This window comes from Streptomyces sp. NPDC057702, assembly GCF_042799315.1.
Classification (GTDB): Bacteria; Actinomycetota; Actinomycetes; order Streptomycetales; family Streptomycetaceae; genus Streptomyces.
Genome location: NZ_JBHVJC010000052.1, coordinates 21,869 through 48,358 on the forward strand (window position 1 = coordinate 21,869; position 26,490 = coordinate 48,358).

23 protein-coding genes are annotated in these 26,490 nt (G+C 75.1%); 6 read left to right on the forward strand and 17 right to left on the reverse strand.

Annotated features, from left to right (window positions below; genetic code table 11):
- Positions 1 to 36: 36 nt before the first annotated feature.
- The 3 genes from ACFVFR_RS29430 to ACFVFR_RS29440 form a co-directional block, all read right to left on the reverse strand.
- The gene (locus tag ACFVFR_RS29430; RefSeq protein ID WP_383707205.1) at positions 37 to 681 is read right to left on the reverse strand and encodes an MBL fold metallo-hydrolase; all 645 of its coding nucleotides are present in this window, start codon (positions 679 to 681) and stop codon (positions 37 to 39) included.
- 216 nt (positions 682 to 897) lie between these two features.
- Positions 898 to 2,196 carry an alpha/beta fold hydrolase gene (locus tag ACFVFR_RS29435; protein ID WP_383707207.1) on the reverse strand — a complete coding sequence of 433 codons (1,299 nt, stop codon included), beginning with the start codon at positions 2,194 to 2,196 and terminating at the stop codon, positions 898 to 900.
- Between the two features lie 35 nt (positions 2,197 to 2,231).
- Positions 2,232 to 3,098, reverse strand: coding sequence for a MerR family transcriptional regulator (locus tag ACFVFR_RS29440; protein WP_383707209.1), 867 nt, complete (start codon positions 3,096 to 3,098; stop codon positions 2,232 to 2,234).
- 297 nt (positions 3,099 to 3,395) lie between these two features.
- On the opposite strand from ACFVFR_RS29440, the gene ACFVFR_RS29445 reads away from it, so the two are divergent.
- Entirely contained in the window at positions 3,396 to 4,691 is a 1,296-nt protein-coding gene (locus ACFVFR_RS29445; protein WP_383707211.1) for a flavin-containing monooxygenase, read from the forward strand.
- Between the two features lie 58 nt (positions 4,692 to 4,749).
- Here the strand turns inward: ACFVFR_RS29445 and ACFVFR_RS29450 are convergent, their stop codons facing one another.
- The 9 genes from ACFVFR_RS29450 to ACFVFR_RS29490 all read right to left on the reverse strand — a co-directional run bounded on the left by ACFVFR_RS29450 (position 4,750) and on the right by ACFVFR_RS29490 (position 14,871).
- Positions 4,750 to 5,289, reverse strand: a complete 540-nt coding sequence (locus ACFVFR_RS29450; RefSeq protein WP_383707213.1) for a hypothetical protein — start codon at positions 5,287 to 5,289, stop codon at positions 4,750 to 4,752.
- A complete protein-coding gene (locus tag ACFVFR_RS29455; protein ID WP_176164725.1) occupies positions 5,286 to 6,407 on the reverse strand; it encodes an ROK family glucokinase in 1,122 nt (373 codons plus the stop codon). The genes ACFVFR_RS29450 and ACFVFR_RS29455 overlap by 4 nt, the downstream gene beginning before the upstream one ends.
- Before the next feature lie 400 nt (positions 6,408 to 6,807).
- Complete coding sequence (locus ACFVFR_RS29460; protein WP_383707248.1) at positions 6,808 to 7,611, reverse strand: ATP-binding cassette domain-containing protein; 804 nt, start codon at positions 7,609 to 7,611, stop codon at positions 6,808 to 6,810.
- A 128-nt stretch (positions 7,612 to 7,739) separates the two neighbouring features.
- On the reverse strand, positions 7,740 to 8,804 hold the full coding sequence (locus ACFVFR_RS29465; protein ID WP_383707216.1) for an ABC transporter permease: 1,065 nt from the start codon (positions 8,802 to 8,804) through the stop codon (positions 7,740 to 7,742).
- Positions 8,801 to 9,808 (reverse strand): sugar ABC transporter substrate-binding protein, encoded by a 1,008-nt coding sequence (locus ACFVFR_RS29470; protein WP_383707218.1) that lies wholly within the window; start codon positions 9,806 to 9,808, stop codon positions 8,801 to 8,803. Before ACFVFR_RS29470 ends, ACFVFR_RS29465 begins: the two co-directional genes overlap by 4 nt.
- Before the next feature lie 350 nt (positions 9,809 to 10,158).
- Positions 10,159 to 10,878 carry a GntR family transcriptional regulator gene (locus ACFVFR_RS29475; RefSeq protein ID WP_383707250.1) on the reverse strand — a complete coding sequence of 240 codons (720 nt, stop codon included), beginning with the start codon at positions 10,876 to 10,878 and terminating at the stop codon, positions 10,159 to 10,161.
- A 305-nt stretch (positions 10,879 to 11,183) separates the two neighbouring features.
- Positions 11,184 to 11,810, reverse strand: a complete 627-nt coding sequence (locus ACFVFR_RS29480) for a bifunctional 4-hydroxy-2-oxoglutarate aldolase/2-dehydro-3-deoxy-phosphogluconate aldolase (protein WP_383707220.1) — start codon at positions 11,808 to 11,810, stop codon at positions 11,184 to 11,186.
- Between the two features lie 511 nt (positions 11,811 to 12,321).
- Positions 12,322 to 13,302, reverse strand: a complete 981-nt coding sequence (locus tag ACFVFR_RS29485; protein ID WP_383707222.1) for a sugar kinase — start codon at positions 13,300 to 13,302, stop codon at positions 12,322 to 12,324.
- A 1,140-nt stretch (positions 13,303 to 14,442) separates the two neighbouring features.
- Positions 14,443 to 14,871: a ribonuclease domain-containing protein gene (locus ACFVFR_RS29490; RefSeq protein ID WP_383707224.1), complete on the reverse strand. Its 429-nt coding sequence runs from the start codon at positions 14,869 to 14,871 to the stop codon at positions 14,443 to 14,445.
- 164 nt (positions 14,872 to 15,035) lie between these two features.
- On the opposite strand from ACFVFR_RS29490, the gene ACFVFR_RS29495 reads away from it, so the two are divergent.
- The 3 genes from ACFVFR_RS29495 (at position 15,036) to ACFVFR_RS29505 (ending at position 17,281) form a co-directional block, all read left to right on the forward strand.
- A complete protein-coding gene (locus tag ACFVFR_RS29495; RefSeq protein WP_383707226.1) occupies positions 15,036 to 15,668 on the forward strand; it encodes a helix-turn-helix domain-containing protein in 633 nt (210 codons plus the stop codon).
- Complete coding sequence (locus tag ACFVFR_RS29500; protein ID WP_383707228.1) at positions 15,665 to 15,982, forward strand: DUF6126 family protein; 318 nt, start codon at positions 15,665 to 15,667, stop codon at positions 15,980 to 15,982. The genes ACFVFR_RS29495 and ACFVFR_RS29500 overlap by 4 nt, the downstream gene beginning before the upstream one ends.
- 507 nt (positions 15,983 to 16,489) lie before the next feature.
- Positions 16,490 to 17,281: an IclR family transcriptional regulator gene (locus ACFVFR_RS29505; RefSeq protein WP_383707231.1), complete on the forward strand. Its 792-nt coding sequence runs from the start codon at positions 16,490 to 16,492 to the stop codon at positions 17,279 to 17,281.
- Between the two features lie 63 nt (positions 17,282 to 17,344).
- Here ACFVFR_RS29505 and ACFVFR_RS29510 read toward each other — a convergent pair whose 3' ends face one another.
- The 3 genes from ACFVFR_RS29510 to ACFVFR_RS29520 form a co-directional block, all read right to left on the reverse strand.
- On the reverse strand, positions 17,345 to 17,737 hold the full coding sequence (locus ACFVFR_RS29510) for a DUF5955 family protein (RefSeq protein WP_383707233.1): 393 nt from the start codon (positions 17,735 to 17,737) through the stop codon (positions 17,345 to 17,347).
- Between the two features lie 159 nt (positions 17,738 to 17,896).
- Entirely contained in the window at positions 17,897 to 19,978 is a 2,082-nt protein-coding gene (locus tag ACFVFR_RS29515; RefSeq protein WP_383707235.1) for a serine/threonine-protein kinase, read from the reverse strand.
- Between the two features lie 116 nt (positions 19,979 to 20,094).
- Complete coding sequence (locus ACFVFR_RS29520) at positions 20,095 to 21,942, reverse strand: protein kinase (RefSeq protein WP_383707237.1); 1,848 nt, start codon at positions 21,940 to 21,942, stop codon at positions 20,095 to 20,097.
- Positions 21,943 to 22,144: 202 nt separating this feature from the next.
- On the opposite strand from ACFVFR_RS29520, the gene ACFVFR_RS29525 reads away from it, so the two are divergent.
- Positions 22,145 to 22,822, forward strand: coding sequence for an NTP transferase domain-containing protein (locus tag ACFVFR_RS29525; protein WP_383707239.1), 678 nt, complete (start codon positions 22,145 to 22,147; stop codon positions 22,820 to 22,822).
- Between the two features lie 57 nt (positions 22,823 to 22,879).
- Here the strand turns inward: ACFVFR_RS29525 and ACFVFR_RS29530 are convergent, their stop codons facing one another.
- Positions 22,880 to 25,393: a tetratricopeptide repeat protein gene (locus ACFVFR_RS29530; protein ID WP_383707241.1), complete on the reverse strand. Its 2,514-nt coding sequence runs from the start codon at positions 25,391 to 25,393 to the stop codon at positions 22,880 to 22,882.
- Complete coding sequence (locus tag ACFVFR_RS29535; RefSeq protein ID WP_383707243.1) at positions 25,390 to 25,902, reverse strand: hypothetical protein; 513 nt, start codon at positions 25,900 to 25,902, stop codon at positions 25,390 to 25,392. Before ACFVFR_RS29535 ends, ACFVFR_RS29530 begins: the two co-directional genes overlap by 4 nt.
- Before the next feature lie 99 nt (positions 25,903 to 26,001).
- Between ACFVFR_RS29535 and ACFVFR_RS29540 the strand changes: the two genes are divergently transcribed.
- Positions 26,002 to 26,244, forward strand: coding sequence for a hypothetical protein (locus ACFVFR_RS29540; RefSeq protein WP_383707245.1), 243 nt, complete (start codon positions 26,002 to 26,004; stop codon positions 26,242 to 26,244).
- Positions 26,245 to 26,490 lie beyond the last annotated feature (246 nt).

The window sequence follows — 26,490 nt, forward strand, 5'->3', positions numbered from 1 at the left end:
CACCACTGACAACCGGCCGCGAGCCGCCCACGGGCCTCACAGGTCCAGGGTCTGCCCCACCGCGAGCCGGGTGTGGTCGGCGCCGGCCACGCCCGGCCCGGCCGGGCCCAGCATGCGGTCGTAGACGGGGCGGGCCTGGTCGGTCAGGAGGCCGTCGTGGACGTCGAGGGCGCGGGTCGGCCGCACGGCGCGCACGTAGTCGATGATCTCGCCGACCTTGTTCCACGGCGCCTGCACCGGCAGCAGCAGGGTCTCCACCGGGCGGTCGGGCACCGTCAGGGCGTCGCCGGGGTGGAAGACCGCGCCGTCCAGGACGTACCCGACGTTGGTGACGCGCGGAATGTCCGGGTGGATGACGGCGTGCAGCTGCCCGTGCACCTCGACGTCGAAACCGGCGGCGCGGAAGGTGTCGCCCTCGCCGACGGTGTGCACCCGGCCCGGGAAGGCGGGCGCGATCTGCTCGGCGACGCTGCGCAGGGTCCACACCTGGGTGGCCGGGTCGGCCTCCAGGGCGATCCGCAGCCGCTCCGCGTCGAAGTGGTCGACGTGTTCGTGGGTGACCAGGATCGCCTCGGCGCCCAGCGCCGCGTCCCGCGCGCTGAACGCCCCGGGGTCGATCACCAGCGTCCGGCCGTCCTTCTCCAGCCGGACGCAGGAGTGCCCCTGCTTGGTGAGCCGCATGACCAACCGCTCCTCTCCACGCGCACCGCGCGTCACCCCTGGTGCCGCGCGGGGCGCTCCGTCATCGCGTACGTCACGTTACGCGCGCGCCGTGGCCGCTCCCGGCGCGGCACCACGGCGTCCCGGCCGCTCCACCCAGGCCGGGCGCCCGGTTGGGCGCGCGGCCGGGCCCCGGCGCCCGGAGGGGCGGCGGTGTCCGGAGCGGGCGGGCGGCCGTTACGACTCGGGGCGGGTCTCCTCCTGGATGACCCGCTGGGCCACCGCGAACGCGGCGCCCGCCGCGGGCAGCCCGCAGTAGACGGCGGTGTGCATGAGCACCTCCTTGATCTCGGCCGGTGTCAGACCGTTGCGCAGCGCGGCGCGGGTGTGCAGGGCGAGGTCGTCGAGATGGCCGCCGGCGGTGAGCGCGGTGAGGGTGACCACGCTGCGGGCGTGCCGGTCCAGCGCCGGGCGGCTCCAGACCTCGCCCCAGGCGTAGCGGGTGGCCAGGTCGTGGAAGTCGGCGCTGAACTCGTCCGCGACCGCCTCGGCCGCGTCCACGTGGGCGTCGCCCAACACCTCGCGGCGCACCTTCGTGCCCTGCGCCCGGGCGTCGAGGGCGCCGGCGGGCATCTGGGCGGGCTGCCCGGCGGGGGCGATCTCGGCGATGGGCGCGGCGGGGGCCGCGGGCGGCGGGGGCAGCACCGGCTTGGGCGCCGCCGCCGTGATGGCGGTCATGCCGGTGGTGTGGGTGGACTGGCCCGAGCTGGCGAAGTGCCGTACGAGCAGGTCGGTGACGGCCGCCGGCTGTTCGACGGGGGTCAGGTGCGAGGTGCCGGGCACCAGCGCGAGCCGCGCGTCGGGGATGCCGGCGACCAGGACCCGGGCGTCGGCGGGCGGCGCCACCTGGTCGTCGGCGCCGACGAGGACCAGGGTCGGCACGCCTATCTGGCCGAGCTGGGAGCGGATGTCGAACGCGGCGAGCGCCTCGCAGGCGGCGATGTAGCAGCCCGGATCGGTGGTGCGCACCATCTGGACGGACCACTCCACGATGGCCGGTTGCGCGGTGGCGAAGCCGGAGGTGAACCAGCGCTCGGGCGCCGTGCGGGCGATGGGGTCGAGCCCGTTGGTGCGGATGACGACGCCGCGCTGACGCCAGGCGTCGGCGGTGCCGAACCTGGGCGAGGAGGAGATCAGGGCGAGCGAGGCGACGCGGTGCGGGTGTCTGAGCGCCAGGTCGGCACCGATGGCGCCGCCGATCGCGCAGCCCGCGTAGCTGAACTGGTCGATGCCCACCTGGTCGAGCGTGGCGACGAGCCGGTCCGCGAGGTCTCCGACCGCCGAGGCCGGGTGAGCGGGAGCGCCGCCGTGCCCCGGCAGGTCGTACCGCAGGACGCGCCAGCGGCGGCTCAGCTCGGGGACCTGGCGGTCCCACATGTGCCACGTGGTCCCCAGCGAGGGTCCCAGGATCAGGACGGGGCCGTCCTCCGGCCCGTCGAGGCGGTATTGCAGGGTGTTCGGTGCTGTCTTGCTCACCCGTCAGACCCTCTCACGTATCACAAAATCACACATCACTGGTCCGAACCTAGCGGCTCCCCCGCCCCCGCCACGGCAGAACCGGAAGCGCGGAACCCCCACGGGTGGGACCGGGCGCCTTCGGGCCTACTCGCCTGCCCATGGCGGCCGTTGGCCCCGCCGGAAAGGTCCCGTTCGCACCCCGCGTCGGGGCGGTCGGGGCCGCGCCCGGTCCCGCCGGCCGCGCGGCGGGCGCGGTACGCGCGCTGCTGGCACGCGCGGGAGCAGTAGGTGCGGGGGCGGCCCCGGGGGGCGTGCGGGAGCGGGGCCCGGCAGGCGGCGCAGCGCGTCGGGGGCGCGGTACGCGCGGGCCCGGCCGGCGGGGTTTCGTCACGCGTGCGCGGGTCGGACGGAGTTTCGTCACGGGCGAGGGTGTCCGGCGAGGTCTCGTCACGGGCGAGGGGGCGCGTGCCGGCGTGGGCGGCGCGGGCGGCGGTGACGAGGTCGAGGTCGGACAGCCGCCCACGCGGGGTGTGCCGGGTCAACTCGCCCTCCAGGACGGGACACCGCGCCATGTCGTCGTCCTCGCATCTCAGCAGGTGACGCAGGTACGCCCGCGCGGCCTCAAGGCGCTCGACCTGCTGGTCGAGGGCGGTGATCTGGTCGGCGACGGTGCGCTGCCAGGCGTCCAGCGTGGCCTGTCCCGAGGTGACGACGGCGGCCTGCTCCAGCGGCATCCGCCCAACCACGCGGCACAGATAGGCGACGCCGATACGGCGCAGGTCGCGGTCGTCGTAGCGGCGCCGACCGCCGTTCCGGGCGGGCGGGGTCAGCACGCCCTGGCGCTCCCACCACCGCACCGTGGACGGCGCGAGGCCGTAGAGCGCCGCCGCTTGACCGATGGAGACTGCGTGAGGGGTCACGAAGCCAGTTGACATCACGTCGGCTTCACCAGACAAGATCTAACTAAGGCAAGCCTAAGTGGCCGTCGTCACGTGGGTCGACCGCGCCACGACGCGCCCCGCCGGCCCCGTCCGCGTACGGCACGGGGCCGGCACCCCCGCGACGCCACCCCGGCACGCCCCGCGGCCCCACCCGCGATGCCCCCACCCACCCGCACCCCGCCCCGGCGGCACCGACGCGCCCGCCGGCAGGACACAGCGGGTCCAGCCGGACACGGCGGGGTGTTCCCACCCGCACGACCAGAGAGAGGTTCGACCGTGAGCACCACCGAGTACGTGGAGACCGTCATCATCGGCGCCGGCCAACAGGGGTGCGGTGTGGCCGCCTCCTTACAGGACCTGGACCGCCCCTGCCTCGTGCTGGAGCGGGGCGAGATCGGCCAGGCGTGGGCGCACGAGCGGTGGGACAACCTGCTCGTGGGCAGCGGGAACCGGTCGGTCCGCTTCCCCGGCTGGGACTATCCCGACAGGGACCCGAGCGGCACCCTGTCCGGCCCGGAACTGGCCGGCCACCTGCGCCGGTACGCGGCGGAGCGCGGGCTCCCGGTGCGACAGCACACCCCCGTCGAGCGCGTCGAGTGCCCGCCGGGCGCCGCCACCGACGCGGCGGTGCGCTTCCGGACCCGCCTGTCCACCGGCGACGTGGTCGAGTCCCGCAACCTCGTCGCGGCGGTCGGCGGCTACGCGGCGCCCCACACCCCCGCGCTGGCCGGCGACCTCGACCCGGCCGTCCACCAACTGCACTCGCACGCCTACCGCAACCCCGCCGCCCTGCCCGAGGGAGCCGTGCTCGTGGTGGGTGCCGGCATCAGCGGCCAGCAGATCGCCGACGAACTCGCCGACGCCGGGCGCCGCGTCTTCCTCTCGGTCGGCCGCCACCGCGCCTGGCCGCGCCGCTACCGCGGACGCGGTCTGCACGAGTGGATCTTCGCCCTCGGGCTGTACGGGGACTTCGTCACCCAGAACACGGGCGGCCCCGACGTACTGCCCGGCCTGCCGGTGACCGCCGTGACCGACGGCGGCGACCTGAACCTGGGCACGCTGGCGCGCAAGGGCGTCACCCTCGTCGGCTCCGCCCGCGCGGCCGAGCGCCACGCCCTGGTCCTGGCGGACAACGTGCTGGCCGTGGCGGAGCGGTCCGCCCGTGCCTACCAGCGGGTCATCGACACCATCGACGCGGGGATACGGCGCCGGGGCTTCGCGGTGCCCGAGCAGCGGCCGGCCCCCGGGGTCGACCTGGCGGACCTGCGCGACTTCGGCACGCGCCTGGACCTGACGGAGCACGCCATCACGACGGTCCTGTGGTGCACCGGGTTCGGGCCCGACTACGGGGTGCTGCCGGCCGCGGCGCTGGACGAGCGCGGAGCGCCCGTCCATGAGAAGGGCCTGCTCGGAGCGTTGCCGGGGCTTTACTACGCGGGGCTGCCGGACGGGGACTCGCTGGCGCCGGTGGCCATCGCGGCCAATGTCGACAACGGGCGTTTCATCGCCCACCAGGTCCACGTCGACCACCTGTTGCGCACCGGCTCCACGGAATCGGTCATCGTGCTGTAGCCACCGGCGCCCGGGCCCGGCCCCGCCCGGTGCGGGCGGTGTCGGGTTCGGGCGGCGCTCAGGGCGTGACGGTGGAGACCACGTACACCCTGGGGTGGTCCGGGTTGTCGAGGTCGACCGTGATGTCGAGCGTGGGCTCGGGGTCCTGCTGGTCGATGACGCCGCCCGCCCACTTCCGGTCGGCGTCCAGCTTCCACCCGACGACGCCCGCCGTATCGGCGTCGATGGTGACGCGACCGTCGTTGAGGACACCACGGTCGGCGCCGAGCCGGGTGAGGAACTTGTCCAACCCCCTGGGGTTGGTGACGAACTGGACGTACATCCGGCTCGTCTTCCACGAGTTGGTCTCGTAGAAGGCGACGCTCTTGGAGTACGCCGGGATCGGCGTGTCGTAGATGCGCCGCTGGACCTTGCTCGGCCAGCCCTGGGTGAGTCCGACGGCCGCCGCGTTCTCCTGCTTGTCCTCGCCGCTGCCCCGGCTCTTCTGGGCCGAGATGGCCATGTACCCGGCCGGGATGGCGACCAGCAGGAACAGGCTCACGTTGCGCCGCCAGGGGCGCCGCTCGCGCGGACTGTGGCCGGTCTCGGGCTGACTCATCGCCGTCCTGCCTGTGCGTAGCGCTCGTACCGCTCGACCCGGCGCCGGTTGGCGCGCCGGAACCTGCGGGCCACCAGGCGGGCCAGGTCGGCCGCGCCGACCAGCCCCGCCTCGTTGCCGAGCTGGGCCTTGATGATGCGGGCCTCGGGCCGGTACCCGCGCCCGGTGAGCGTACGCCGGAACGCGTCCCGGGCGGGCCCGATGAGCAGGTCGTCGGCGGCGCTGACGCCGCCGCCGATGACGAAGCAGGACGGGTCGAGCGCGGCGGCGAGGTTGGCGATGCCGACGCCGAGCCACTGGCCGATGTCCTGGAGGAGCTCCACACACATGGCGTCGCCGTCACGGGCGAGCTCGGTGATGATCGGGCCGGTGATCTCCTGGACGTTGCCACCGACCCGGTCGATGATCCCGTACGCGACCGGCGAGTCGGCCGCCGCCAGCTCCCTGGCCTCGCGGACCAGCGCGTTGCCCGAGCTGTACTGCTCCCAGCAGCCCCGGTTGCCGCACGGGCAGCGGTGGCCGGCGGGCACCACCTGCATGTGCCCGAACTCGCCGGCGACCCCGTACTTGCCCCGCTTGACCTGGCCGTCCTCCAGGATGGCGCCGCCGATGCCGGTACCGAGCGTGATCATCACCAGGTGGTCCTCGCCGCGCCCGGCGCCGAACCGCCACTCCGCCCAGGCGGCGGTGTTGGCGTCGTTGTCGACCATGACCGGCACCGCGAGGCGTCCGGCGAGCCGGTCCCGCAGCGGTTCGTCGCGCCAGGCCAGGTGGGGCGCGAAGAGCACCCGGGAGCGGTCGGCGTCCACCCAGCCGGCCGCGCCGATGCCCACCGCGTGCACGTCGTGCCGGTCGGAGAGGTCGAGTACGAGCTCGACGATGGTGTCCTCGACGACCTTGGGGCTCTTGGACTTGTCCGGGGTCTCGGTGCGCAGCCGCTCCAGTATGTTCCCGTCGGCGTCCACGACGCCCGCCGCCACCTTGGTCCCGCCGATGTCGATGCCGACGGTGGGCACCCGGGGCGCGGTCAGGTGCGAGCGTCGCTCGCGGGTGCCGACGGTGCGCAGCACGGTGGCTCGGGCGGAGCCCCGGTGCACTCGCTCGCGGTACAGACTCATCGGCCGTCCCTCTCGCCGGTGTGGGGGGCGGCGGCAGCTCCGCGTCGTGCCGGGGTTCGGTCGCTGCGGGTTCGGTCGCTGCGGGTGCGTGCGCGCAAGAGTCGTCGTCCCTGCGGGTCTCGTGAGAGGCCAGCGGCCTCGGGCGTGCGGTCGGGCGTGACGGGCGTGGCCCGCCGTGGCGATTGTGCCTCACTCGCGCCGCGTGGCGCATGGTGGAGCGGCTGTCCTCGGCCGCGCGGGGTGGTACGCGCCGGATGCCCCGCTTGGCCGCCGAAGGCCGCTCGACCACCGCCACGGTGGCACACGACGAAGGACGCGGCGACGGGCGGGTTACCTGACAGGACCCGGCAGGAATCCCGCCCGCGCCACCCGCGCGGGGGGGGCGCGGGTGGCGGGCGGGTCACTCGGCCGTGGCCGCTCCGGGGCGCAGGTCGGGCGTGGCGGTGCGGGCCAGCTCGTGACTGAGTTCCTCCAGCTCGCTGCCGCCGGCCATCTGGCGGGTCAGCTCGTCGAGCGTGATGTCCGCCTTGGCGTGGCTGCCGGCCATCGCGCCCCGCTTGAGGAGGACGAAGCGGTCGCCGACCAGGTACGCGTGGTGCGGGTTGTGCGTGATCAGCACGACGCCCAGGCCCGCGTCGCGGGCGGCGGCGACGTACTTGAGGACCACGCCGGACTGCTTGACGCCCAGCGCGGCCGTCGGCTCGTCCAGGACCAGCACCTTGGCGCCGAAGTAGACGGCCCGCGCGATCGCCACGCACTGCCGCTCGCCGCCGGAGAGCGTGCCGATCGGCTGGTCCACGTCCCGCAGGTCGATGCCCATCCGCAGCAGCTCCGTGCGGGTGGTCTCGCGCATGGCGGCGGTGTCCAGGCGGCGCAGCGGGCCGCGTCCCTTGGTGGGTTCGGAGCCGAGGAAGAAGTTGCGCCACACCGGCATCAGCGGCACCACGGCCAGGTCCTGGTACACGGTGGCGATGCCACGGTCCAGGGCCTCGCGGGGGGAGCCGAGCCGGGTGACCTCGCCGTCGACGCGGAAGGTGCCGGCGTCGTGCTGGTGCAACCCGGAGATGATCTTGATGAGGGTCGACTTGCCCGCCCCGTTGTCGCCCAGGACGCAGCTGATCTCCCCCGCCCGCACGTCGAGCGAGACGCCCTCCAGCGCCTTGATGTTGCCGTAGTACTTGCTGACGTCGACCAGCTCGACCAGCGGCGCGTCGGCCGGGCCCGGGTCGGGGCTCGCGCCGGCGCCCGTGCCCGTGGTCTCGGTGGGCCGCTCCCGGCGCTGGTCCCGGTGCGCGTCCTGGTCGGGGCCCTGCGCCCGCCGCTCGCGCCCGCTCACTTGCTCGCCTCCGCCCGCTTGCGTACCCACGCGTTGAGCAGCGTGGCCAGCAGGAGCATCGCGCCGAGGAAGAACTTGAACCAGTCGGCGTCCCACTGCGCGTACACGATGCCCTTGTTCGTCATGCCGAAGATCAGCGCGCCCACGGCGGCGCCGATCGCCGAGCCGTAGCCGCCGGTCATCAGGCAGCCGCCGATGACGGCCGCGATGATGTACAGCAGTTCGTTGCCCACGCCCTCGCCGGACTGTACGGAGTCGAACGAGAACAGCAGGTGCTGTCCGAGCACCCAGGCGCCGAACCCGGTCCCCATGTACAGGGCGATCTTGGTCCGGGCGACCGGGACGCCCACCGCGCGGGCCGCGTGCGCGTTGCCGCCGGCGGCGAAGATCCAGTTGCCGGCGCGGGTGCGCAGCAGGATCCAGGTGGCCACGGCGACCAGGCCCAGCCACCACAGGATGGTGACCTTGATGTTCACGTCGCCGATGGTGTGCTGTGAGGCGAAGATCTTGCGGGCCGACTCGAAGCCCTCCATGTCCCCGATGGTCTTGGTGGAGACCTTGCCGCTGATCAGCTTGGTGAAGCCGAGGTTCATGCCGGTCAGCATGAGGAAGGTGGCCAGGGTGATGATGAAGCTCGGCAGGCCGGTGCGGACCAGCACGATCCCGTTGAAGAAGCCGATCGCCAGGCTCGTCAGCAGGGACACCCCGACGCCGACCCACACGTTGGCCGTCATCTGGTAGCTGAACATCGACGAGACCAGCGCGGAGGTGGTGACCGCCACGCCGGTGGACAGGTCGAACTCGCCGCCGATCATCAGCAGCGCCACCGGGACGGCCATGATGCCGATCGTCGAGGACGCGTAGAGCACCGTGGAGAGGCTGGAGAGCTGCAGGAAGCTGTCGGCGACCAGCGAGAAGAAGACGAAGACGGCGAGGGCGCCGACCACCGCGCCCAGCTCGGGGCGGCCCAGCAACCGACGGGGCAGCGAGCGGTGCAGCAGCCGCTCGTCCGGCTCGGGCAGGTCGGCCGGGGGACCCGGGTGGGCCAGGGAACCGCTCACCGGGTGCCCCGCTCCGCGTACCGGGCCAGCTCGTCCGCCTCGTCCTTGGTGACGATCTGCGGGCCGGTGAACACCGGCTGGCCGCCGCCGAGCACGTCGGCGTTGTACTTGTACAGCCACAGCAGGTCGACGGCCTGGTAGCCCTGGAGGTAGGGCTGCTGGTCCACCGCGAAGCCGAGGTCACCGCTGGCCAGCCCCTGGGCGACCTGCTTGCTCAGGTCGAAGGTGTCGATCTCCGCGTCGCTGCCGGCCTGCTTCTTGGCCTTGACGGCCGTGTCGGCGAAGGGCGCGCCGAGGGTGAGGACGGCGTCGAAGTCGTCGGACTGGAGCTTGGCCTCCAGGGCGGAGAGCACGTCGGGCATGTTGGTGCCCTCGACGTAGAGGTTCTCCAGCTTGCCCTTGAAGGTCTTGCGGGCGCCGTCGCAGCGCTGCTCGTGACCGACGTTGCCCTGTTCGTGCAGGACGCACAGGGCGCGCTTCTTGCCGCGCCGGGTCAGTTCGTCGCCGACCGCCTCGCCGGCGATGACCTCGTCCTGGCCGATGTGGGTGAGGGCGCCGAACTCCTTGGACTCGGCCGACCCGGAGTTCACCGTGATCACCGGGATGCCGGCCTTGCGGGCCTTGGCGACGACGGCCTTCATCGCGTCGGGCTTGGCGAGCGTGACGATCAGGCCGTCGACCTTCTGGTCGATGTAGCTCTGCACCTGCTCGCTCTGCTGCTGGCCCTCGTCGCTGTGCGCGTAGAGGAGCTTGATGTTGTCCTTGACCGCCGCCTGCTGGGCACCGCTGCGCACGATGTCCCAGAAGGAGTCGCCATCGCCCGAGTGGGTGACCATCGCGACGGTCCAGCGCGGCGTGTCGACCGCCGCGCGCCCGTGCGCCGACGTGGCCGCCCGCTCCTCCGCACGCTTGCCGCCCGTACTGCTGCATCCCGCCAGGGTCGCGCCGACCACCGCTGCCAGCACGGCGCTCACGGCGCGTACCCCTGTCCGAACCCTTGCCACGAGGACTTGCCCTTCTCCACTGGATGTCACGGTGCGGCCGGGTGTCGTTCACCCGCCCCGGCCGCCCAAGTATCCGTCACCGCTGCTCGGCGCGGGTCCAGCGGGTCCCGTGAGCGGCGTACTCCCGCGCCTTCGGCGCGCCCGCGAGAGCGGTTGGAGGAGTTGTAACGGCGTGCGCCGCCCACCGTCAATGCCATGTCAGAACATCCTGACGAATCGATCTTCGCCGGTGCGGCGGCGCCCGACCCCGGACGCGGCCGGCCAGCGTACGTCGTGGAGCCCGCTCCGGCACACCCGCCCGCGCGGCCGGCACACCCGGGCGGCCGGGGCGGCGCCGTGCGGGCGGCGGGTCAGGGGCGGACCAGGAGCTGGAACTCGAAGGCGTAGCGCGAGGCCCGGTAGGTGTGCGAGCCGAACTCGACCGCGCGTCCGGTGTCGTCGAAGGTGGTCCGCTCCATCGTGAGCAGCGGCGCGCCCGCCGGCTCGGTCAGGCGCTCGGCCTCCTCGGTGGTGGCCGCGCGGGCGCCGATGGACTGCCGGGCGCTGTGCAGCGTGATGCCGGCCCCGCGCAGCAGCCGGTAGAGCCCGGTCTCCTCCAGCGCCGCGCTCTCCAGTGCCAGCAGCCCGCCCGGCAGGTGGTTGCGCAGGTGCGCCATGGGCTCGCCGTGCGCCAGCCGCAGCCGCTCCACCAGCACCACCTCCGCGCCCTCGGGCAGTCCGAGGGCGGCGGCCACCTCGGCGGTGGCGGGCTGGACGGTGTGCCGCAGGACCCGGGTGGCGGGCCGCTGGCCGGCGGCCTCCAGGTCGTCGTAGAGGCTGCTCAGCTCCAGCGGGCGCTTGACCTGGCTGTGGACGACCTGGGTGCCCACACCGCGCCGGCGCACCAGGAGGCCCTTGTCCACCAGCGACTGGATCGCCTGGCGGACCGTGGGGCGGGAGAGGCCGAGCCGGCCGGCGAGATCGATCTCGTTGCCCAGCAGGCTGCCCGGGGCGAGCTGGCCGTGCTCGATGGCGGCTTCGAGCTGCTGCGCGAGCTGGAAGTACAGCGGGACGGGGCTGCCGCGATCCACGCGGAACGACACGGCCGCCGCGGCACGGCGTTCGCCCGGTGCGTCTGCTTGCTTCGCCACGGGCCGAGGGTATCCGCACCGACAGTTGACGGGAAGTCGTGAAGTCCGATTGTCCGGACAAAGCCCGGTCCGTCGCGATCCCGAGGCCACGACGCCGGCCGGGCGGGTGGTGGGCGCGGGGTCACCCGCCACGCTCACGCCGGGCGCGGGACGGGCCCGGCCCGGGCCGCGCCTTGGACCAGGGTCGGGGTGGGTGGGCCGCTGGGGACGGTGCGGGGGCGCCCGCGTGCTGTGTCGTACGCCGGCTACTCCCTGGCGTCGGCCAGGCGCGTCAGCAGGTCCGCGGCGCGCTTGGCCACCACGTCCCGGTCGCCCTGGGCCAGCGCGGCGCCCATGCCGCAGGCCACCGCGCCCGCGGCGATCCACTCCGGCGCGGCCTCCAGGCTCACGCCGCCCGTGGGCAGCACGGGCGCCTGCGGGAGCGCGGCGCACACGTCCCGCAGCCAGCGGGGCCCGTACGCCGAGGCGGGGAAGAGCTTGAGCGCGTCCGCGCCCAGCTCCAGCGCGCGCACCATCTCGGTGGGCGTGGCCACGCCCGGGAAGACCGGCAGCCCGTACCGGTGTCCGGTGCTGATGACCTCGGCGTCCAGGCTCGGCGAGACCAGGTACATGGCCCCGGCCTCCACCGCCATCCGCGCCGCCTGGGCGTCCAGCACGGTGCCCGCGCCGATCACCGCGTCGCTGCCGACCTCGCGGGTGAGGGTGGTGATGGCCTCCAGCGCGAACGGCGTGGTCAGCGAGATCTCCATGCTGGTGATCCCGGCCGAGAGCAGGGTGTCGGCCGTCGCCGCGGCCTGGTCGTAGCTCTCGCTGCGGATGATGGCGAAGACCCGCTGTTCGAGCGCGGCCCGGGTGATCTCCCAGCGGTACACGGCAGTTCGCCGCCCTTCTTCGATGTGTCGTGGACATGGACAGGCAACACGGACAGGAGACAGAGAGTAGGGACAGAGAGTGAGGAGACAAGCGGGACGAGGGGGTGACGGCGCCGCGGCGCGCGGGCACCGGAGGCGCCGGCGCGGCGGGTGGACACGGGTAGACAGCGGACGGGACGGGTGACACGCGGAGCGTCGGGGTGGTGCGGGGCGCGCCGGACGGGGCACGGGGCCGGGCCGGAGTGCGGACCACCGACGGCGGCGGTGCGCCGCTCGCGGAGATCTCGCATCGTCCTGCGTCGGTCTTGTGCCCCGCTGGCGGGACCGTGGTGAGCCGGCGGGACCTGATACGTCCGTACCCGCTCGCGCGGGGACCCGACACAGCTCACCAACGGCTCCAACGTGCGAGGAACGGTGATCGTTCACGGATGACGGTCCCCGTTTGGCGTGCCGCGCTCGCCGAACGGAGTGCGCCGGGGCCGCGCGCCCGGCGGGCCCGGGCGGCCGGCGCTCAACGGTGCACGATGTCGCGCCCGTCCGTGTGGCCGGCCAGCGCCAGGTCGCGGGTGGCCCGGCTGGGCAGCCCGGCCGTGTCCGTCGGGGACTGGATGGCCAGCGCGGCGACACAGGCCGCCTCGGCGAGCGCGCTCGGCTCGGGCAGGCCGCGCAGCCAGCCGGAGAGGTACCCCGCGGCGAAGGCGTCGCCCGCGCCGACCGGGTCCACCACCGGGACCGCGAACGCGGCCTGGTCCCAGCGGCCCGCGCCGGTGTACGCCGTGGCCGAGTGGTCCGCGCGCTTGACGACCACCACCCGCGCCCGACCCTTGACCAGGTCGGCCGCGGCCTCGTCGGCGGGCCGCGCGGTCAGCAGCTCCAGCTCGTCCTCGCCCGCGAAGAGCAGGTCTGCCTCGGCGAGGAGGGGACCCACGATCTGTGCCCACTGGGCCGCGCCGCCCAGCTTGCGCCGCACGTTGGGGTCGAAGGAGATCAGCGCGCCCGCCGCGCGGGCCAGCTCGACCAGGCGGCGGGTCGCGTCCGCCGCGGTGGGCGAGAGCATCGGTGTGATGCCCGACAGGTGCAACAGCCGCGCGCCGTCGAGCGCGGCGGGGTGGAGGTGCGCCGGCTCCAGGTGGGAGGCGGCCGAGCCCGCGCGCACGTACTGCACGTCGATGGCGCGGGCGGGGTGACAGTCACGCAGCAGCAGGCCGGTGGGCGCCTGTTCGTCCACGTCCACCTGACTGACGTCCACGCCGTCCGCCCGCAGCTCGCTCAGGACCGCCGAGCCGGCGGCGTCCGCGCCGACCCGGCCGAGCCAGCGCACGCGGTGCCCGAGCCGGGCCAGACCGACCGCCACATTGGACTCGGCCCCCGCGACGGAGCGGCGGAAGTGGGTGGCCCGATCCAGCGGTACACCCGGCTCGGCCAGCATCAGCAGCATGGCCTCACCACACGTGACCACCTCGGGATCGGTCGCCCCCGGGCCATATGTCACCGATGCCTCCTCCTTACGTCCTTGACGCCCCCTCGAACGTTTTTCTACCGAAACGCTATCGGTTGGCACTGACATCCGAACCCGCGGGGGCGCACTCGGCTCCCATCGGAAGCGTGCGCGCTCCCCACGTCGCCCCGCTCCGCCTCGCCGTACGCCGACAGGACGCGCCATCCGCCCCAGCGACCCCCACCGCCCCTGGCCGACGGCGCGCGGCGAACCGGCACGCCGGACCGGCCGCCCTCGACACCCACACACCTGCGCCAACTGTCGCGCCCTCCCCGGGCGTCTGACGTACGCCGACCGGCCGCCGACCGACACACTGGCGAGCCCGGCGTCGCCCGCGACCGGACGAACGCCTCCATCGTCGGCCCACCCCCGCCCGTGCGCCCCGTCGCCCCGCCCGCGCGCCACTCCCCTGTCCGGGACGCCGCTCGCGGGCGGGTCGCGGCGTACGCCCGGCCGCCGCGCGCCGAGGTGGCGCCGGGCGGCGGGCACCGGGCGCCGGGGTCGCCGCGAGACGCGAGAGCGGGGGCAAGGGCGAGGGCGGGTCGACCAGGCGCGACCGGGCGCGGCTCGACGGGCGCGATGGCCGGGCCCCGGCACGGCCACGGGGGCGCCCTCGCCAGGTGCGTTCCGGCCAGGCGGCGGAGCTCGACCCGGATCGCACCCGCTCGCGCGCGGCGGCCGGGGTCGGCCCCCTACGGGCGGCATACGGACGCGGCGGGCGAGGTCACGGGGCCGACCAGCGCCGGCAGGCGGCCCCGCGTGGGACGTACGCCACCGGGCGCGACGGCCGGGTCGGCGACCGGGCGGCCGGCGGAAGCGGTGGAGCCGACGGTGTCGGGACGCGCGGGGCGAGGGCCGTTCGCACGGGGCGGGCATCGCGCGGGGACGCCCCGGTCCGGACCCGGGCCGGCGCGCACGCGGTGGCGCGGGACGGCGAACGGGGCGGACGCCACGGCATGAACGCGGCGGGAGCGCGGCGTGGACGCGGCGGGAGCACGGGGCCGGGCACGTCGAGAGGGAGACGCGGCGGGTGAGGGCGGGGCGAAGGGCCGGGCGGGAGGTGAAGCGGCGGTCGGGGGTGGGGCCGACCGCCGCTTCGGTCACGGGCCCGTGGGTCCACGGGCGCCGGCGGCGTCAGCAGCCGTGGTTGACCAGCTTGAACGACCGGTAGTGGTCGGAGGTGTAGTAGTCCTCCTGGTCGCGCTCACCGGTCACGATGCGCCGCGCACCACGGTCGGAGGAGCCGGGGGTCTTCACGGTGTACTCGTGGTAGTAGCCGCGCGGGTGCTGGGGCAGCAGGTTCTCGCGGTTCTGGAAGACGGTGCCGTCCTGCGGATACGGGAACGGGCCGCCCTTGGCGATCAGGCGCAGGGTGTCGTGGGCCTGCGCGGGCAGGTTCGAGGCGCAGATCTTGCCGACGGCCGCGCGGGTGAGGGTCGCCGACGCGGCGGGGGTCGCGGTGTCGATCGTCGGGGTGGCCGCGACGGCCGGGCCACCGAGGAGAAGGGTCGAGGCGAGGGCGCCGAGAGCGCCGATGCGGGCGATGCGTGGGGGAATCCTCATGACCCCTAGCATGACGCGCGTAGACCGTGACATGTCAACGACAAGTAACGGAAGTTTCCCAGGAGTTCACGGGGTGTGGACCAGTCCCCTCGGTCGCCGTGGGAGCTCTTTGCCTCTGAGGCAAAACTTTTGCCCCCGGGGCATGGTGGGGCTATACCGGACGTATGACCACGCCCCCCGACGAGCCCGCCGCGGAGCTGCCCACGGTCGCGCCTCGCCTGCGCGACCTGCGGCGACGCTCCGGGCTGACCCTGGAGACGGCCGCCCAGCGGGCCGGCCTGTCCCCCGCGCACCTCTCGCGACTGGAGACCGGGCGTCGCCAGCCCTCGCTGCCGATGCTGCTCGCACTGGCACGTACGTACGGCATCACGGTATCCGACCTCCTCGGTGAGGTCCCGGCCGAGCAGGACCCGATCGTGCGGGCCGAGCGGATGGAGGCGTCGCCGGCCGGCGGCTGGACGTACTGGCGCGCGGGCGGCTCCGGGCGGGCCATGCAGGCGCTGCGCGTGCACGTGCCGCACAGCGGCGTCCAGGACGAGCTGGTGCGGGTACACCCCGGGGAGGAGTGGCTGTACGTCCTCACGGGTTCGCTGCGGCTGGCGCTGGGCGACGCCGTGCACCGGCTGGCCGCCGGCGACGCCGCCCACTTCGACTCGATGACCCCGCACCGCATCGCCGCCGCCTCCGCCGGCGGCGCGGAGCTGTTGTTCGTGCACACGCTGTTGCAGAGCGGCGCCGCCGACCTGTGTCTGGGCGACCGCGACCACCGCGTCATCGGAAGGACTGGTCGAGCATGAGTGAGCGCACCCCGCGCCCCGGGGAGCCGACGCCGTCGGCGCCGCCCGAGGACGCGACGCCCCGCCCCGCCACCGCCGAGCCCCGCCCCGCGCGCGCGACGGGCCCCGACGCCCCCGAGACCGCCACCCCAGAGGCCGCCACGCCACCCGGCGCCGGCGCGGCGGAGGGCGGCGCGGAGCGCGCCGGAGGGTCGGTCATGAACGAAGAGGACCGCGCGCCCTGGGGCCTGACCATCCGGGTCACCTTCTACCTGGTGGGCGTGCACATCTTCGCGGCCTTCCTGTTCCTGCTCTTCCACCTGGGCGCCAAGTAGCGCCGCGCCTCGCACGGCGGGCGGGCGCACGACCGGGCCACCCCCGTCGGAGCGGCGCTGAGGGGCGGGTGAGCAACCGGCCGGTGAGAGCGCCCGGTTCGCCGGCCTCGGCGCTCCATGTGCCGCGCGGCCACATGGAGCGCGCGAGGGTCCGCAGGGTGCGCCCGGCGTAGGCGGTGACCGGGTTGGTGGTGGCGCGGTCGGGTCGGGCCCGCGGTTTGGGTGGCGCCCCGTGGACGTCACCGTCCGCACGCCGCGACCCCGACCCACCACGGGCTCCGTCACACACCACGGCGGAAGCCGGATTCCGTACGCCGGGAGCGGGGCCCGTCGTCCGGTGCCGGCGGCGCCCCGTGCGGGGCGTGGACAAACCCGTTGCTACCGGCGATCGCAGCATGTGGACGGCTCGGTGCGGAACTTCGGCGGCGGGTAGGCTGCCGATGGCCGGTCGGCCGCCCCGCCGCACGGCGCGCCAGCCGACCATCTCCGCCCCGAAAGGAAGCCGACGTGCCGTCGTCCGCCCGGTCCACGCCCGCCGCCACCGCACCCTCGGGTGGCGTCCAGTCCCTTGAGCGCGCCTTCGACCTGCTGGAGCGCATGGCTGATGCCGGCGGCGAGGTCGGGCTGAGCGAGTTGGCCACCAGCAGCGGCCTGCCGCTGCCCACCATCCACCGGCTGATGCGCACCCTGGTCGCCGCCGGCTACGTACGCCAGCAGCCCAACCGCCGGTACTCGCTGGGTCCGCGGCTGATCCGGCTGGGCGAGAGCGCCTCCCGGCTCCTTGGCACCTGGGCCCGGCCGTATCTGGCGCGGCTGGTGGAGGAGACCGGCGAGACGGCCAACATGGCGCTGCTGGACGGCGACGAGGTGGTCTACGTCGCGCAGGTGCCCTCCCGGCACTCCGTGCGGATGTTCACCGAGGTCGGCCGGCGGGTGCTGCCGCACTCCACGGGTGTGGGCAAGGCGCTGCTGGCGCCCGTTCCCGACGAGGAGGTACGCGCGCTGCTCGCTCGTACGGGGATGCCCGCCGCCACCGAGAAGACCATCACGACACCGGACGGGTTCGTGGCCGCGCTGGAGACCGTGCGCAGCACGGGGTACGCGGTGGACGACAACGAGCAGGAGATCGGCGTGCGCTGCCTGGCCGTCAGCGTGCCCAACTCCCCCACGGCCGCGGCGATCTCGATCTCGGGGCCGGCCGGCCGGGTGACGGAGGCGGCCACGGTCCGCATCGTCCCGCTCCTCAAGGAGGTCGCGCGCGACCTCTCGACGGCCCTGGCCGCCACCGGTCCCGCCTGACGCCCACCGCGCGCGGGCACGCGCATCGGGCCGCCCCGGGGGTGGGGCGGCCCGTCGTGGGACTCAGTGGTCTGTCGCATACTCCCAGTGGCGTGGTGCGGCACCGAACTCGTCGATCGCCGCCTTGACCGCCGACACCGAGGGGCCGAGCGCGCTCACCGAGCCCAGCGAACTCGCTATCAGCAGCAGCGAGCGCCGCAGCAGGAGCACCTCCGCCCGCCCTTCGCGCACCATGGCCTCCACGGCCCTCAGCTCCTCGTCGGCCACCGACCGGTCCGGCAACTCGACCGGATAGGCCGCCAGTTCGCACCGCAGCTGCGAGACCGCGCGCGCCAGCTCCGACGCCTTCGGGTCTCTCTCGGTGCTGACGGGCCGCCGGGGCCCCACGGTGACGATGCCCTCCACAACCAAGACGTCGGATGGCTGACCGCACCGCGCTTCATCGCTTGGCAACACTGACCGCCTCCTCATCTCCCGCGTCCGCCCGTGGCCCTCCGCGTCCCAGTACGCGCGGAGGACGCGGCTCAGTTAACGCCACTCTCCGCACGGTGCGCTATACACAGGGCGAAATCTGGCCGCCAAAGCCGGCTAAAACGGCCGGGGGACGCGGTCGGGTCAGGAGCCGTCCTCGGTGGCGACGTCCAGTGCGTTGCGCCAGACGGTGACGTCGAGCTTGACGTAGTCGCTCGGATCGGTCTGAGGCGCGAGGCCGTTGAAGGTGACCAGTCCGATGTGCCCGGAGCCGGTGCGGACGCAGATCCGCGAACCCTTGGACAACTGGGCGAAGTTGATCGTGGTGGCGAAGCGCGTCTCGTTGCGGCAGGTGTCGAGCGAGCCCTCCTGCGCGTTGTTCAGCAGGACCAGTTTGCTGTCGTTGGAGGAGGTGCTGAGCTGCCGGTCGCCGAAGCTGTTGTTGTAGGTCAGGTCGTTGTCGGAGCTGCCCTGCTCGGGCTGGATGGGGTCGGAGGCGAAGAACAGGTGGTAGCCGTCCGAGAGGTTGATCCCCTTGTACGTCACCGGCTTGGGGTCGGGGACGACGGTGGGCGCCGACTCGGAGGGAGAGGCGTCGTCCGAGGGTTGGTCGTCGGACGGCGTGGTGGCCTGGTCGGTGGGCTCCCGGGACGAGGCGCCCGCCGACTCCCGGGGCGTCTTCTCGGTGGCCTGCGACGTCTTCTTGTCGTCGTCCTTGTCCTTGAACAGCACGTACGTGGTGACCCCGCCCGCGGCGGCGAACACCAGCAGCCCCACCGCGCCCAGCACGGCGACCCTGCCCCGGCCACGCCTGCCCGGTGTCGAGCCGCCCCCGTCGGACGGGCCCAGCACGGTGGTCCCGGACGTGGTCGACCCGGCGCCGGGCGCGGGGGCGGACAGGGCGGCGGTGGCGAACTCCGGCGGCCCGTACCCGCCCTGCCCGGCGACCTCGCCCGACTGCGGATAGCCGTACGCCTGCTGGCCGCCGGCCTGCTGCTGGGGGTAGCCGTACGGCGGTGCCGCCGCGGCGCCCTGGGCCTGCGGGTAGCCGTACGGCTGCTGTGCGAGGGGCTGCTGCACGACGGGCGGCGGGGTCGGCGCCGACGGGGGCGTGGCCGGCGCGGCGGCGGGGGTCGGCGGCTGGGCGGGCGTGGGAGGACCGGCCGGGGCCGGCGGCTGGGCCGGCGGCGTCGCGGGGGTCTGCGGCGGGTGGGCCGGGTAGGCGGCGGCGGGGGCCTGGTGCGGCACGGGCGGGGCGGCGGGGGCCGCGCCCGCCACCGGCGCGACGGAGGGCGGCGCGGGGACCTGACGCGGGGCCGGCGCCGGCACGCGGCCGGTGATGTCGGCGGCCACGGCACCCGGCAACCAGTCCTCGGGGCGCCGCAACTGGGTGTGTGGCGAAGCCTGTTGGCACAGTTGGAGGATCTCGGCGAGCGCGGGCCGGGCGGCCGGGTCCTTGCGCAGACACCTGCCGACCAGGTCCGCCAACTCGGCCGGCAGCGCCGTCAGGTCGGGCTCCTCGTGCACGATGCGGTAGAGCACGCCGTGCGAGGTGCCCTCACCGAAGGCCGGGGCGCCGATCGCCGCGTACGCCGCGACCTGGCCCAGCGCGAAGATGTCGGTGGCCGAGGTGACGTTGCCACCGGCGGCCTGCTCGGGGGCCATGAAGGTGGGCGTGCCGATGGTCACGCCGCTGCCGGTGAGCGCGGTCGCGTCGGCGGCGCGGGCGATGCCGAAGTCGATGACGCGCGGGCCGTCGTCGGCGAGCAGCACGTTGGAGGGCTTCAGGTCGCGGTGCACGATGCCCGCGCCGTGGATGACCTGGAGCGCCTCGGCGATGCCCGCGACCAGGAAGAGCACGGTGGAGACCGGGAGCTTGCCGTGCTGGGCCACCGACTCGGCGAGCGAGGGGCCGGGCACGTAGGCGGTGGCCAGCCAGGGGGTGGGGCCCTCGGGGTCGGCGTCGATGACCGGCGCGGTGTACAGACCCTGCACGCGCTGGGCCGCCTTCACCTCCTGCCGGAAGCGGCGGCGGAACTCCGCGTCCCCGCTGAACTCCGGGCGGATCACCTTGATGGCCACGGCCCGACCGCCGAGGGTGTAGGAGAGGTAGACCTTGCCCATCCCCCCGGAACCCAGCTTGGCGCTCAGCCGATAGCCCGCCATCGTGGTCGGATCGTCGCCCTCAAGTGGCTTGAAGACCCCCGCGGAATCCACACTGTTCATGACCTATCGTCCCCCGGCCCCGTCAGGGCTGCCCCTCAAGCGTGCATGTGACAGCGGTGACCCTATCGGAAGTCGCCATGGGCGCCACCGCCGCTGACGGGGTCGCCCCGACTCCTTCACGTACGCGGCGAAGCGGCCCGCCACACCGTCACGTCGAGGCTCAGATAGTCACTGGGATCGCCCGGCGGAGCCGCGCCCCGGTAGGTGATCAGGGCCAGGTCGCCGGAGGCCGCCAGCACGCAGACCCGGGAGCCCGGGGCGAGCTGGTCCAGGGTGACCTCGGAGGTGAACCGGGTGGTGTCGCGGCAGGAGGTGGCGGAGCCGTACTCGTCGGCCCGCAGCAGCACCAGCTTCCCGCCGGCGCCGGCGCGCACGCTGCCGCCGCCGGGCATCGCCGGGTTGCGGTAGAGGAAGTCGGCCGCCGTGGCCGGGGAGTCGTCGGGCCGCAGCGGGGCGGTGGCCAGCGTGAGGTGGTAGCCGTCGGGCAGCGACACGTCGTCGTAGTCGACGCCCTTGGGGCTGGTCCCGCCCGGCACCTGGCCACCCGAGCCGCTCGGTAGGCCGGTGGGCTCGGACCCGTCGCCGGCCGGGTCGGAGGCGTCGCGGGAGGGCTTGCCCTGGGGCTTGCCGTCGGGTGTGCGCGGGGCGCTCGACCGGCCCGCCTCCCGCGTGGCACCACCGTCGTCCGTACCGAGGTAGTACGCGGCGCCGGCGCCGGCGCCCACCACGAGCACGGCGGCTGCCACCAGGACGGCCGTCTGCCGACCGGCGCGCCTACGGGGCCCGGCGTCGCCCGGCGTGGCGGCCGGGTCGGGGGCGGCGGAGCGGTCGGCGGAGGCGGCCGGTGGCCCGGGGCGGGGCACGTCGGCGCCGGGGGGCACCTGCGGCGAGGGGCCGAACGCGCCGCCCGCCGCGCCGCCTTCGGCCGCGCCACCGGTCGACCCGGCTGTCCCGGCCGGCCTCCCGGCCGCGTTGGCGGGGCCCGCGCCCGTCGCGGGGGCCGGGGTGCCGGCTGTCCTCACCCGCAGGCCGGCCAGGGTCTGGTCGCGTGGGGGCGCGGGAGGCGGTGCGGGGCTGGCGGCGCGGCTGCCGACGTCGGCGGCGACCACGGTGGGCAGCCAGTCCTCCGCGCGGCGCAGTTCCGCCCCGGGGGCGACGGCCCGACACATGGCGATGATCTGCGCCGGGCTCGGCCGGTCGGCGGCCTCCTTCGCCAGACAGCGGGCGATCAGCGGGCGCAGTTCCCCGGGCACGCCGCCGAGGTCGGGCTCCTTGTGGACGACCCGGTAGAGCACGCCGTGCGGGGTGCCGTCGCCGAACGCCGGGGTGCCCGAGGCCGCGAAGCAGGCGACCTGACCGAGCGCGAAGATGTCGGTGGCGGTGGTGATGTCGGTGGCCTCGGCCTGTTCGGGTGCCATGAAGGCGGGGGTGCCGATGGTCATGCCGCTGCCGGTCAGCGAGCTGGAGTCGGTGGCACGGGAGATGCCGAAGTCGATGACGCGCGGCCCGTCGGCGGCCAGGATCACGTTCGAGGGCTTGAAGTCGCGGTGCACGATGCCCGCCTCGTGGACGGCGGCCAGCGCCTCGGCCATCCCGGCGATGAGCAGCAGCACGGTGGGCACGGGCAGCGGCCCGTGCTCGGCGACCACCGCCTGGAGCGAGGGGCCCGGCACGTACGCGGTCGCCAGCCAGGGGGTGTCGCCCTCGGTCTCGGCGTCGATGACCGGCGCGGTGTACAGGCCGTGGACACGCCGGGCCGCCGCCACCTCGCGACGGAACCGGCCCCGGAACTCCGGGTCCTCGCTCAGGTCGGGCCGTACCACCTTGATCGCCACCGGTCGGCCGGCGGGTGTGTACGAGAGGTAGACCTTGCCCATGCCGCCCGAGCCGAGCCTGGCGGCAAGCCGGTAGCCCGCGATCTGGCGCGGGTCCTTCTCCCCCAGCGCCTTGAAGACCTCAGCCACCTTCGACCTCCCCGTTTCACCTGCGCACGCCCCGACCTTAACCGAGCACCCGCGCCGGCAGACCCCGCTGGTGGACCGGGCCGACAGCGCCCCGGAGCGCGGGCGCGAGCGCGGGTGGTTCGCCCGGCGCGCCACCGCGCCCGCCCGGCGCGCCACCCGCGCGTGCCCGCGCGCGGCGGGGGCCGTGCGGTAGGCAGGGGGCATGGCATCGACAGGCGAAGCCGCTGGTGGCGGGGCGCGGTCCACGGTGACCGCGCTGGTACTCGCGGCGGGGGGCGGGCGGCGGCTGGGCGGCCGCCCCAAGGCGCTGCTCGACCACGGCGGGCGGCCGTTGGTGGAGCGCGCGGTGCGGGCGGCGCGCGCCGGGGGCTGCGCGCCCACGGTGCATGTGGTGCTCGGGGCGGCGGCCGAACGGGTGCGCGAGCGGGCCGACCTGGCGGGCTGTGTGGTGAGCGACAACCCCGACTGGCCCACCGGCATGGGCTCCTCGCTGCGCGCGGGCCTGGCCTCGGTGCGGGCGGCCGCGACCGTCGGGCCGCACACGGGCCAGGGGCCGCCCGCCGGGGTACGGTCGGCGGTGCTGGTGCTGCTGGTGGACCAGCCGGGGGTGGGCGCGGGCGCGGTGGCGCGGGTGCTCGCCGCGCACCGGGCGGGCGCGGACCTGGTGGCCGCCGCGTACGCGGGGCGGCGCGGGCATCCGGTGTTGTTCGCGCGCGAGCACTGGGCGCGGGTGGCTGCCAGCGCCCACGGCGACCACGGGGCGCGGGACTTCCTGCGCGCGCACGCGGCCCGGCTCACGCTGGTGGAGTGCGCGGACATCGCCTCGTGCGCGGACATCGACACCCCGGCCGACCTGCGCCTGCTCGACCCCGAGCGCTGACGGACACGGGAGGGCCCACCCACCGGTCGGGCCGGCCGCCGCTACGGCCGGGCGCCGTCAGCGCCGGCCGGGGGCGGGGCCGTCGTCGGAGGGCGGGCCGGCCGCGCGTAGGGCGCTCAGCGCGCGGGCGATCGCGGCGATCCGGGGGTGGTCCGCGTCCCACACCTGCCGCGCGTCGCTCAGCGCCCGCTCGAAGTGGTCGGCGGCGCCCCGGAGATCGCCGGCCGCCCGGTACGCCTCGGCCAGGTGGACACGGGAGGTCACGGTGGATCGGTGGTCCTCGCCGAGCAGGCGCGAGCGGCTCGCGAGGTTGCGCTCGTGCAGCTCGGCCGCCCGCCGTGGCTCACCCATCCCCGCGTACGCCTCGGCCAGGTTGTTCCGCGAGATCAGCGTGGAGGGGTGCCCCTCCCCGAGCACCCGTACCCGGTCGGCCAGGTTGCGTTCGTGCAGCTCGGCCGCCCGTCGCGGCTCGCCCATCTCCGCGTACGCCTCGGCCAGGTTGTTGCGCGAGATCAGCGTCGCGGGGTGGTCCGCGCCGAGCACCCGTTCGCGGTCGACGAGGTTGCTCTCGTGCAACCCCACGGATCGCCCCACCTCCCCCATCGACCGGTACGCCTCGGCCAGGTTGTTCCGCGAGATCAGCGTGGAGGGGTGCCGCTGTCCGAGCACCCGTACCCGGTCGGCCAGGTTGCGTTCGTGCAGCGTGGCCGCCCGTCGCGGTTGGCCGGCCGACTTGTAGGCGCTGGCCAGGTTGTTGCGCGAGGTGAGGGTGTCGGGGTGGTCCGCGCCCAGCACCCGTTCGCGGTCCGCCAGGTTGCGCCGGTGCAGGGCGATGGCCCGCAGGGGTTCGCCAGCCGCCTTGTACGCGCTGGCCAGGTTGTTGCGGGAGTTGAAGATCTCGGGGTGGTCCGCGCGCAGGACGCGGATGCGGTCCGCGAGGTTGCGCTCGTGCAGCTCCACCGCGTGCCACGGGTCGCCCGCCGCCTTGTACGCGCTGGCCAGGTTGTTCTGGTGGGCCAGGGTGGCCCGGTGGTCGGCGCCCAGCAGCTTCGTCAGGTCGGCCAGGCCCCGCTGGTAGTAGCGGATGGCGCGGGCCAGGGCGCCCTGGCTCTTGAGGTAGAGGCCGGTGCGGTTGAGGAGGTTGGCGGTGTGCAGGGTGTCGGCGTCGGGGGGCGTGTGCTCGATGAGCGCCTCGACGTGTGGGAGCAGGGCGCGCCAGGCGGGCCAGTGGGTCGGCTCGTCCCAGGACGCGGGGGTGGCGCGGAAGAGCTGGCGGGTGGCCTGGTGGCGGGCGGCGTCGACGTCGCGGGGTTGGCGGTGCGGGTCCTCGGGGTCGGGGGTGCGTGCGACGGCCTGGACGAGGCGGTGCACGCTGAGGGTCGCCGTGTCGTGGTGGAGGGTGAGCAGGCCGTAGGCGGCCAGGCGGCCCAGGGCGCGGGTGAGTTCGGGCGGGGTGGCGATGCCGTCGAGCAGGTGGCGTGGGAGATCGTCGGGGGCGTACCAGGCCAGGGTGCGCAGCAGGGTGCCGGTGAGGGGGTCGCCGGCCAGCCGGTCCAGGGTGACGTGCCAGACGCGGGCGATGCTGCGGGCGGGGTCGGTGCCCTCGGCGCTGTGCTGGTACATGGCGGCGGGGTAGGCGGCCAGCAGGTCGAGGTAGGCGCGCGGGGTGATGCCGGCCTCGGCGATGTAGGCCCCGGCCTGTTCCACGGCCAGCGGCAGACAGCCCAGTTCCGCGCAGAGCGCGTCCGCGCCGTCCGGGTCGGCGGTGCCGGGCAGGATGCGGGTGAGCAGGTCCACGGCCTCGGCGGGGTCCAGGACGTCCACGGGGACGGGGGTGGCCAGGCCGCGCCAGCCGACGGTGCGACGGCTGGTGACCAGGAACCGGCCGCCGCGGGTGCGCTCCAGCAGGGGGCGGATGTCGGCCGGGTCGTTGACGTTGTCCAGGATGACCAGCCAGCCGTCGTGCGCGGCCAGCCACTGCACCGCCCGCTCGCGCAGGGCCTTCAGCGGTAGCAGGCCGGACAGTTCGGGTTGGAGCGCGGTGGCCAGCGCCTCCAGGCCGGCGTCCAGGGCGGCCGGGCTGTCGGCGGTGATCCACCAGATCGGGTAGTGGTCCGCCGCGCGGGTGGCGGCCCAGTGCGCGGCCAGGGTGCTCTTGCCGATACCGCCCAGGCCGTGCAGCGCCTGGACCACCACCCCGCCCGGCCCGGCCAGGGACGCGTCGAGGCGGTCCAGGTCGCGGGCGCGGCCGACGAACCGGTCCAGGGTCGGCGGCAGTCGGACCAGCCCGGCCGGGGCGGCCAGCTCGCGCATCGGGCGGAAGGCCTCGGGCGGCAGGTGTATCTGGAGGTTGGTGGCGTGGTCACCGCTGGAGGCGATGCCCGCGATGTTCCCGCCGACGGCCAGGGAGCGTTCGGCGTGTGCGGCGGTCGTGGCCGTGGCCGGTACGGGGGTGACGGGGGTCGCCGGCGGGGCGACGGGGACGGTCGGGGTGAGGGTGGGGGCCGCCTTGACGGCGGGGGCCGGGGGCGTGACCGGTCGCTCGGTCCGGCGGCGGGGCCAGGGGGTCATGGGCGGTCACCGTCGGCGGTGCTGGTGTCGCCGGTGGAGACGGTGCCGGTGAGGTCCCCGCCGACCGCCACCGACCGCTCGCCGGTGGCGTGCGTCGCGCCGCCCGGGACGGCCGGGGGCGCTCCGGACGGCGCCGGAGCGGGCGGGGTGGGGCCGGCGGGCGTGGGCCCTGTCGGGTGGGCGCCGGGTGGCCGAGGTGCCGGTGATGCGGGGGCGGGGCCGTCGCCGGTGGAGACGGTGCCGGCGACCGCGCCGCCCGTGGCGACGGACCGGGGCCCGCCGGCGGTGACGGTGGGGCCCGCCGGAGCGGGCGCGGGTGCGGGTGGCGGCTGGCGCAGCGCGTACACCGAGACGCCCAGTGCGGCCAGCCCCGCGATCGTGCCGACGATGCCCGCGACCTGACCCGCCGTGTCCAGGTCGGCCACCACGACGAGCACGACCAGCCCAAGGGCCACCAGCGCGCCGAGCGCCACGCCACCCCAGGCCCACACCCGTTGCCGTTGTGTCATGGCAGCCATCATCGACCGCGATCCGGCGCCGCGTCACCCACTCGGCACAACCCGTGACGCTCGCCCGGCCGGTGGCGGAGCGAGCGGGGCGCGGTACGGGTGGGGCCGCGTCCCATCCAGGCGCGGCTGGGCGGGGCGGGCACCGTGGCCGTCTTCGGGCTCGTGACGGAGGTGGCCACCGCCGAGAGCTCCCGCTCGCGGCTCTGGCGACGGGTCAACGCCGGGGTCGTCCTGGAGGACGGCGTAGAGGTGAGGACCCAGGTGGTGCGCGCCGTCGTCGCCGAGGAACTGACGGTGGTACGCGGGGGGATGGGCGAGGACGCCTTCGTCGCCGGCGCCTGACGGCGGGCACACGGGCCGCTGTCGCGGGTGGCGCTCGACGCGGAGGGCGCGGACTTCCGCACCCTGCCCGCTCACGAACTGGCCGGCTGCGCCAAGGGAGTAGGAAGAGCCGAGCGCCGGGGTGGGGTGGCCGGCGCACGCGCCGCGCCGCCCGGCGGGGGGCCGGGCGGCGCGGGTGGGGTGGGGGGCGAGGGTGCGGGGGAGGGCGGGCCCGGCCCCGCCGGGGCCGGGCCCCCGTGTGCGTGG

What these genes read in the sequence shown, in the direction of transcription:
- ACFVFR_RS29430 (WP_383707205.1), bottom strand. Translation starts at nt 681, where the DNA reads ATGCGGCTCACCAAGCAGGGGCACTCCTGCGTCCGGCTGGAGAAGGAC.
- ACFVFR_RS29500 (WP_383707228.1), top strand. Translation starts at nt 15,665, where the DNA reads ATGAGTGAGCGCACCCCGCGCCCCGGGGAGCCGACGCCGTCGGCGCCG.
- ACFVFR_RS29490 (WP_383707224.1), bottom strand. Translation starts at nt 14,871, where the DNA reads ATGAGGATTCCCCCACGCATCGCCCGCATCGGCGCTCTCGGCGCCCTC.
- ACFVFR_RS29535 (WP_383707243.1), bottom strand. Translation starts at nt 25,902, where the DNA reads ATGACACAACGGCAACGGGTGTGGGCCTGGGGTGGCGTGGCGCTCGGC.
- ACFVFR_RS29495 (WP_383707226.1), top strand. Translation starts at nt 15,036, where the DNA reads ATGACCACGCCCCCCGACGAGCCCGCCGCGGAGCTGCCCACGGTCGCG.
- ACFVFR_RS29455 (WP_176164725.1), bottom strand. Translation starts at nt 6,407, where the DNA reads ATGAGTCTGTACCGCGAGCGAGTGCACCGGGGCTCCGCCCGAGCCACC.
- ACFVFR_RS29450 (WP_383707213.1), bottom strand. Translation starts at nt 5,289, where the DNA reads ATGAGTCAGCCCGAGACCGGCCACAGTCCGCGCGAGCGGCGCCCCTGG.
- ACFVFR_RS29525 (WP_383707239.1), top strand. Translation starts at nt 22,145, where the DNA reads ATGGCATCGACAGGCGAAGCCGCTGGTGGCGGGGCGCGGTCCACGGTG.
- ACFVFR_RS29530 (WP_383707241.1), bottom strand. Translation starts at nt 25,393, where the DNA reads ATGACCCCCTGGCCCCGCCGCCGGACCGAGCGACCGGTCACGCCCCCG.
- ACFVFR_RS29515 (WP_383707235.1), bottom strand. Translation starts at nt 19,978, where the DNA reads ATGAACAGTGTGGATTCCGCGGGGGTCTTCAAGCCACTTGAGGGCGAC.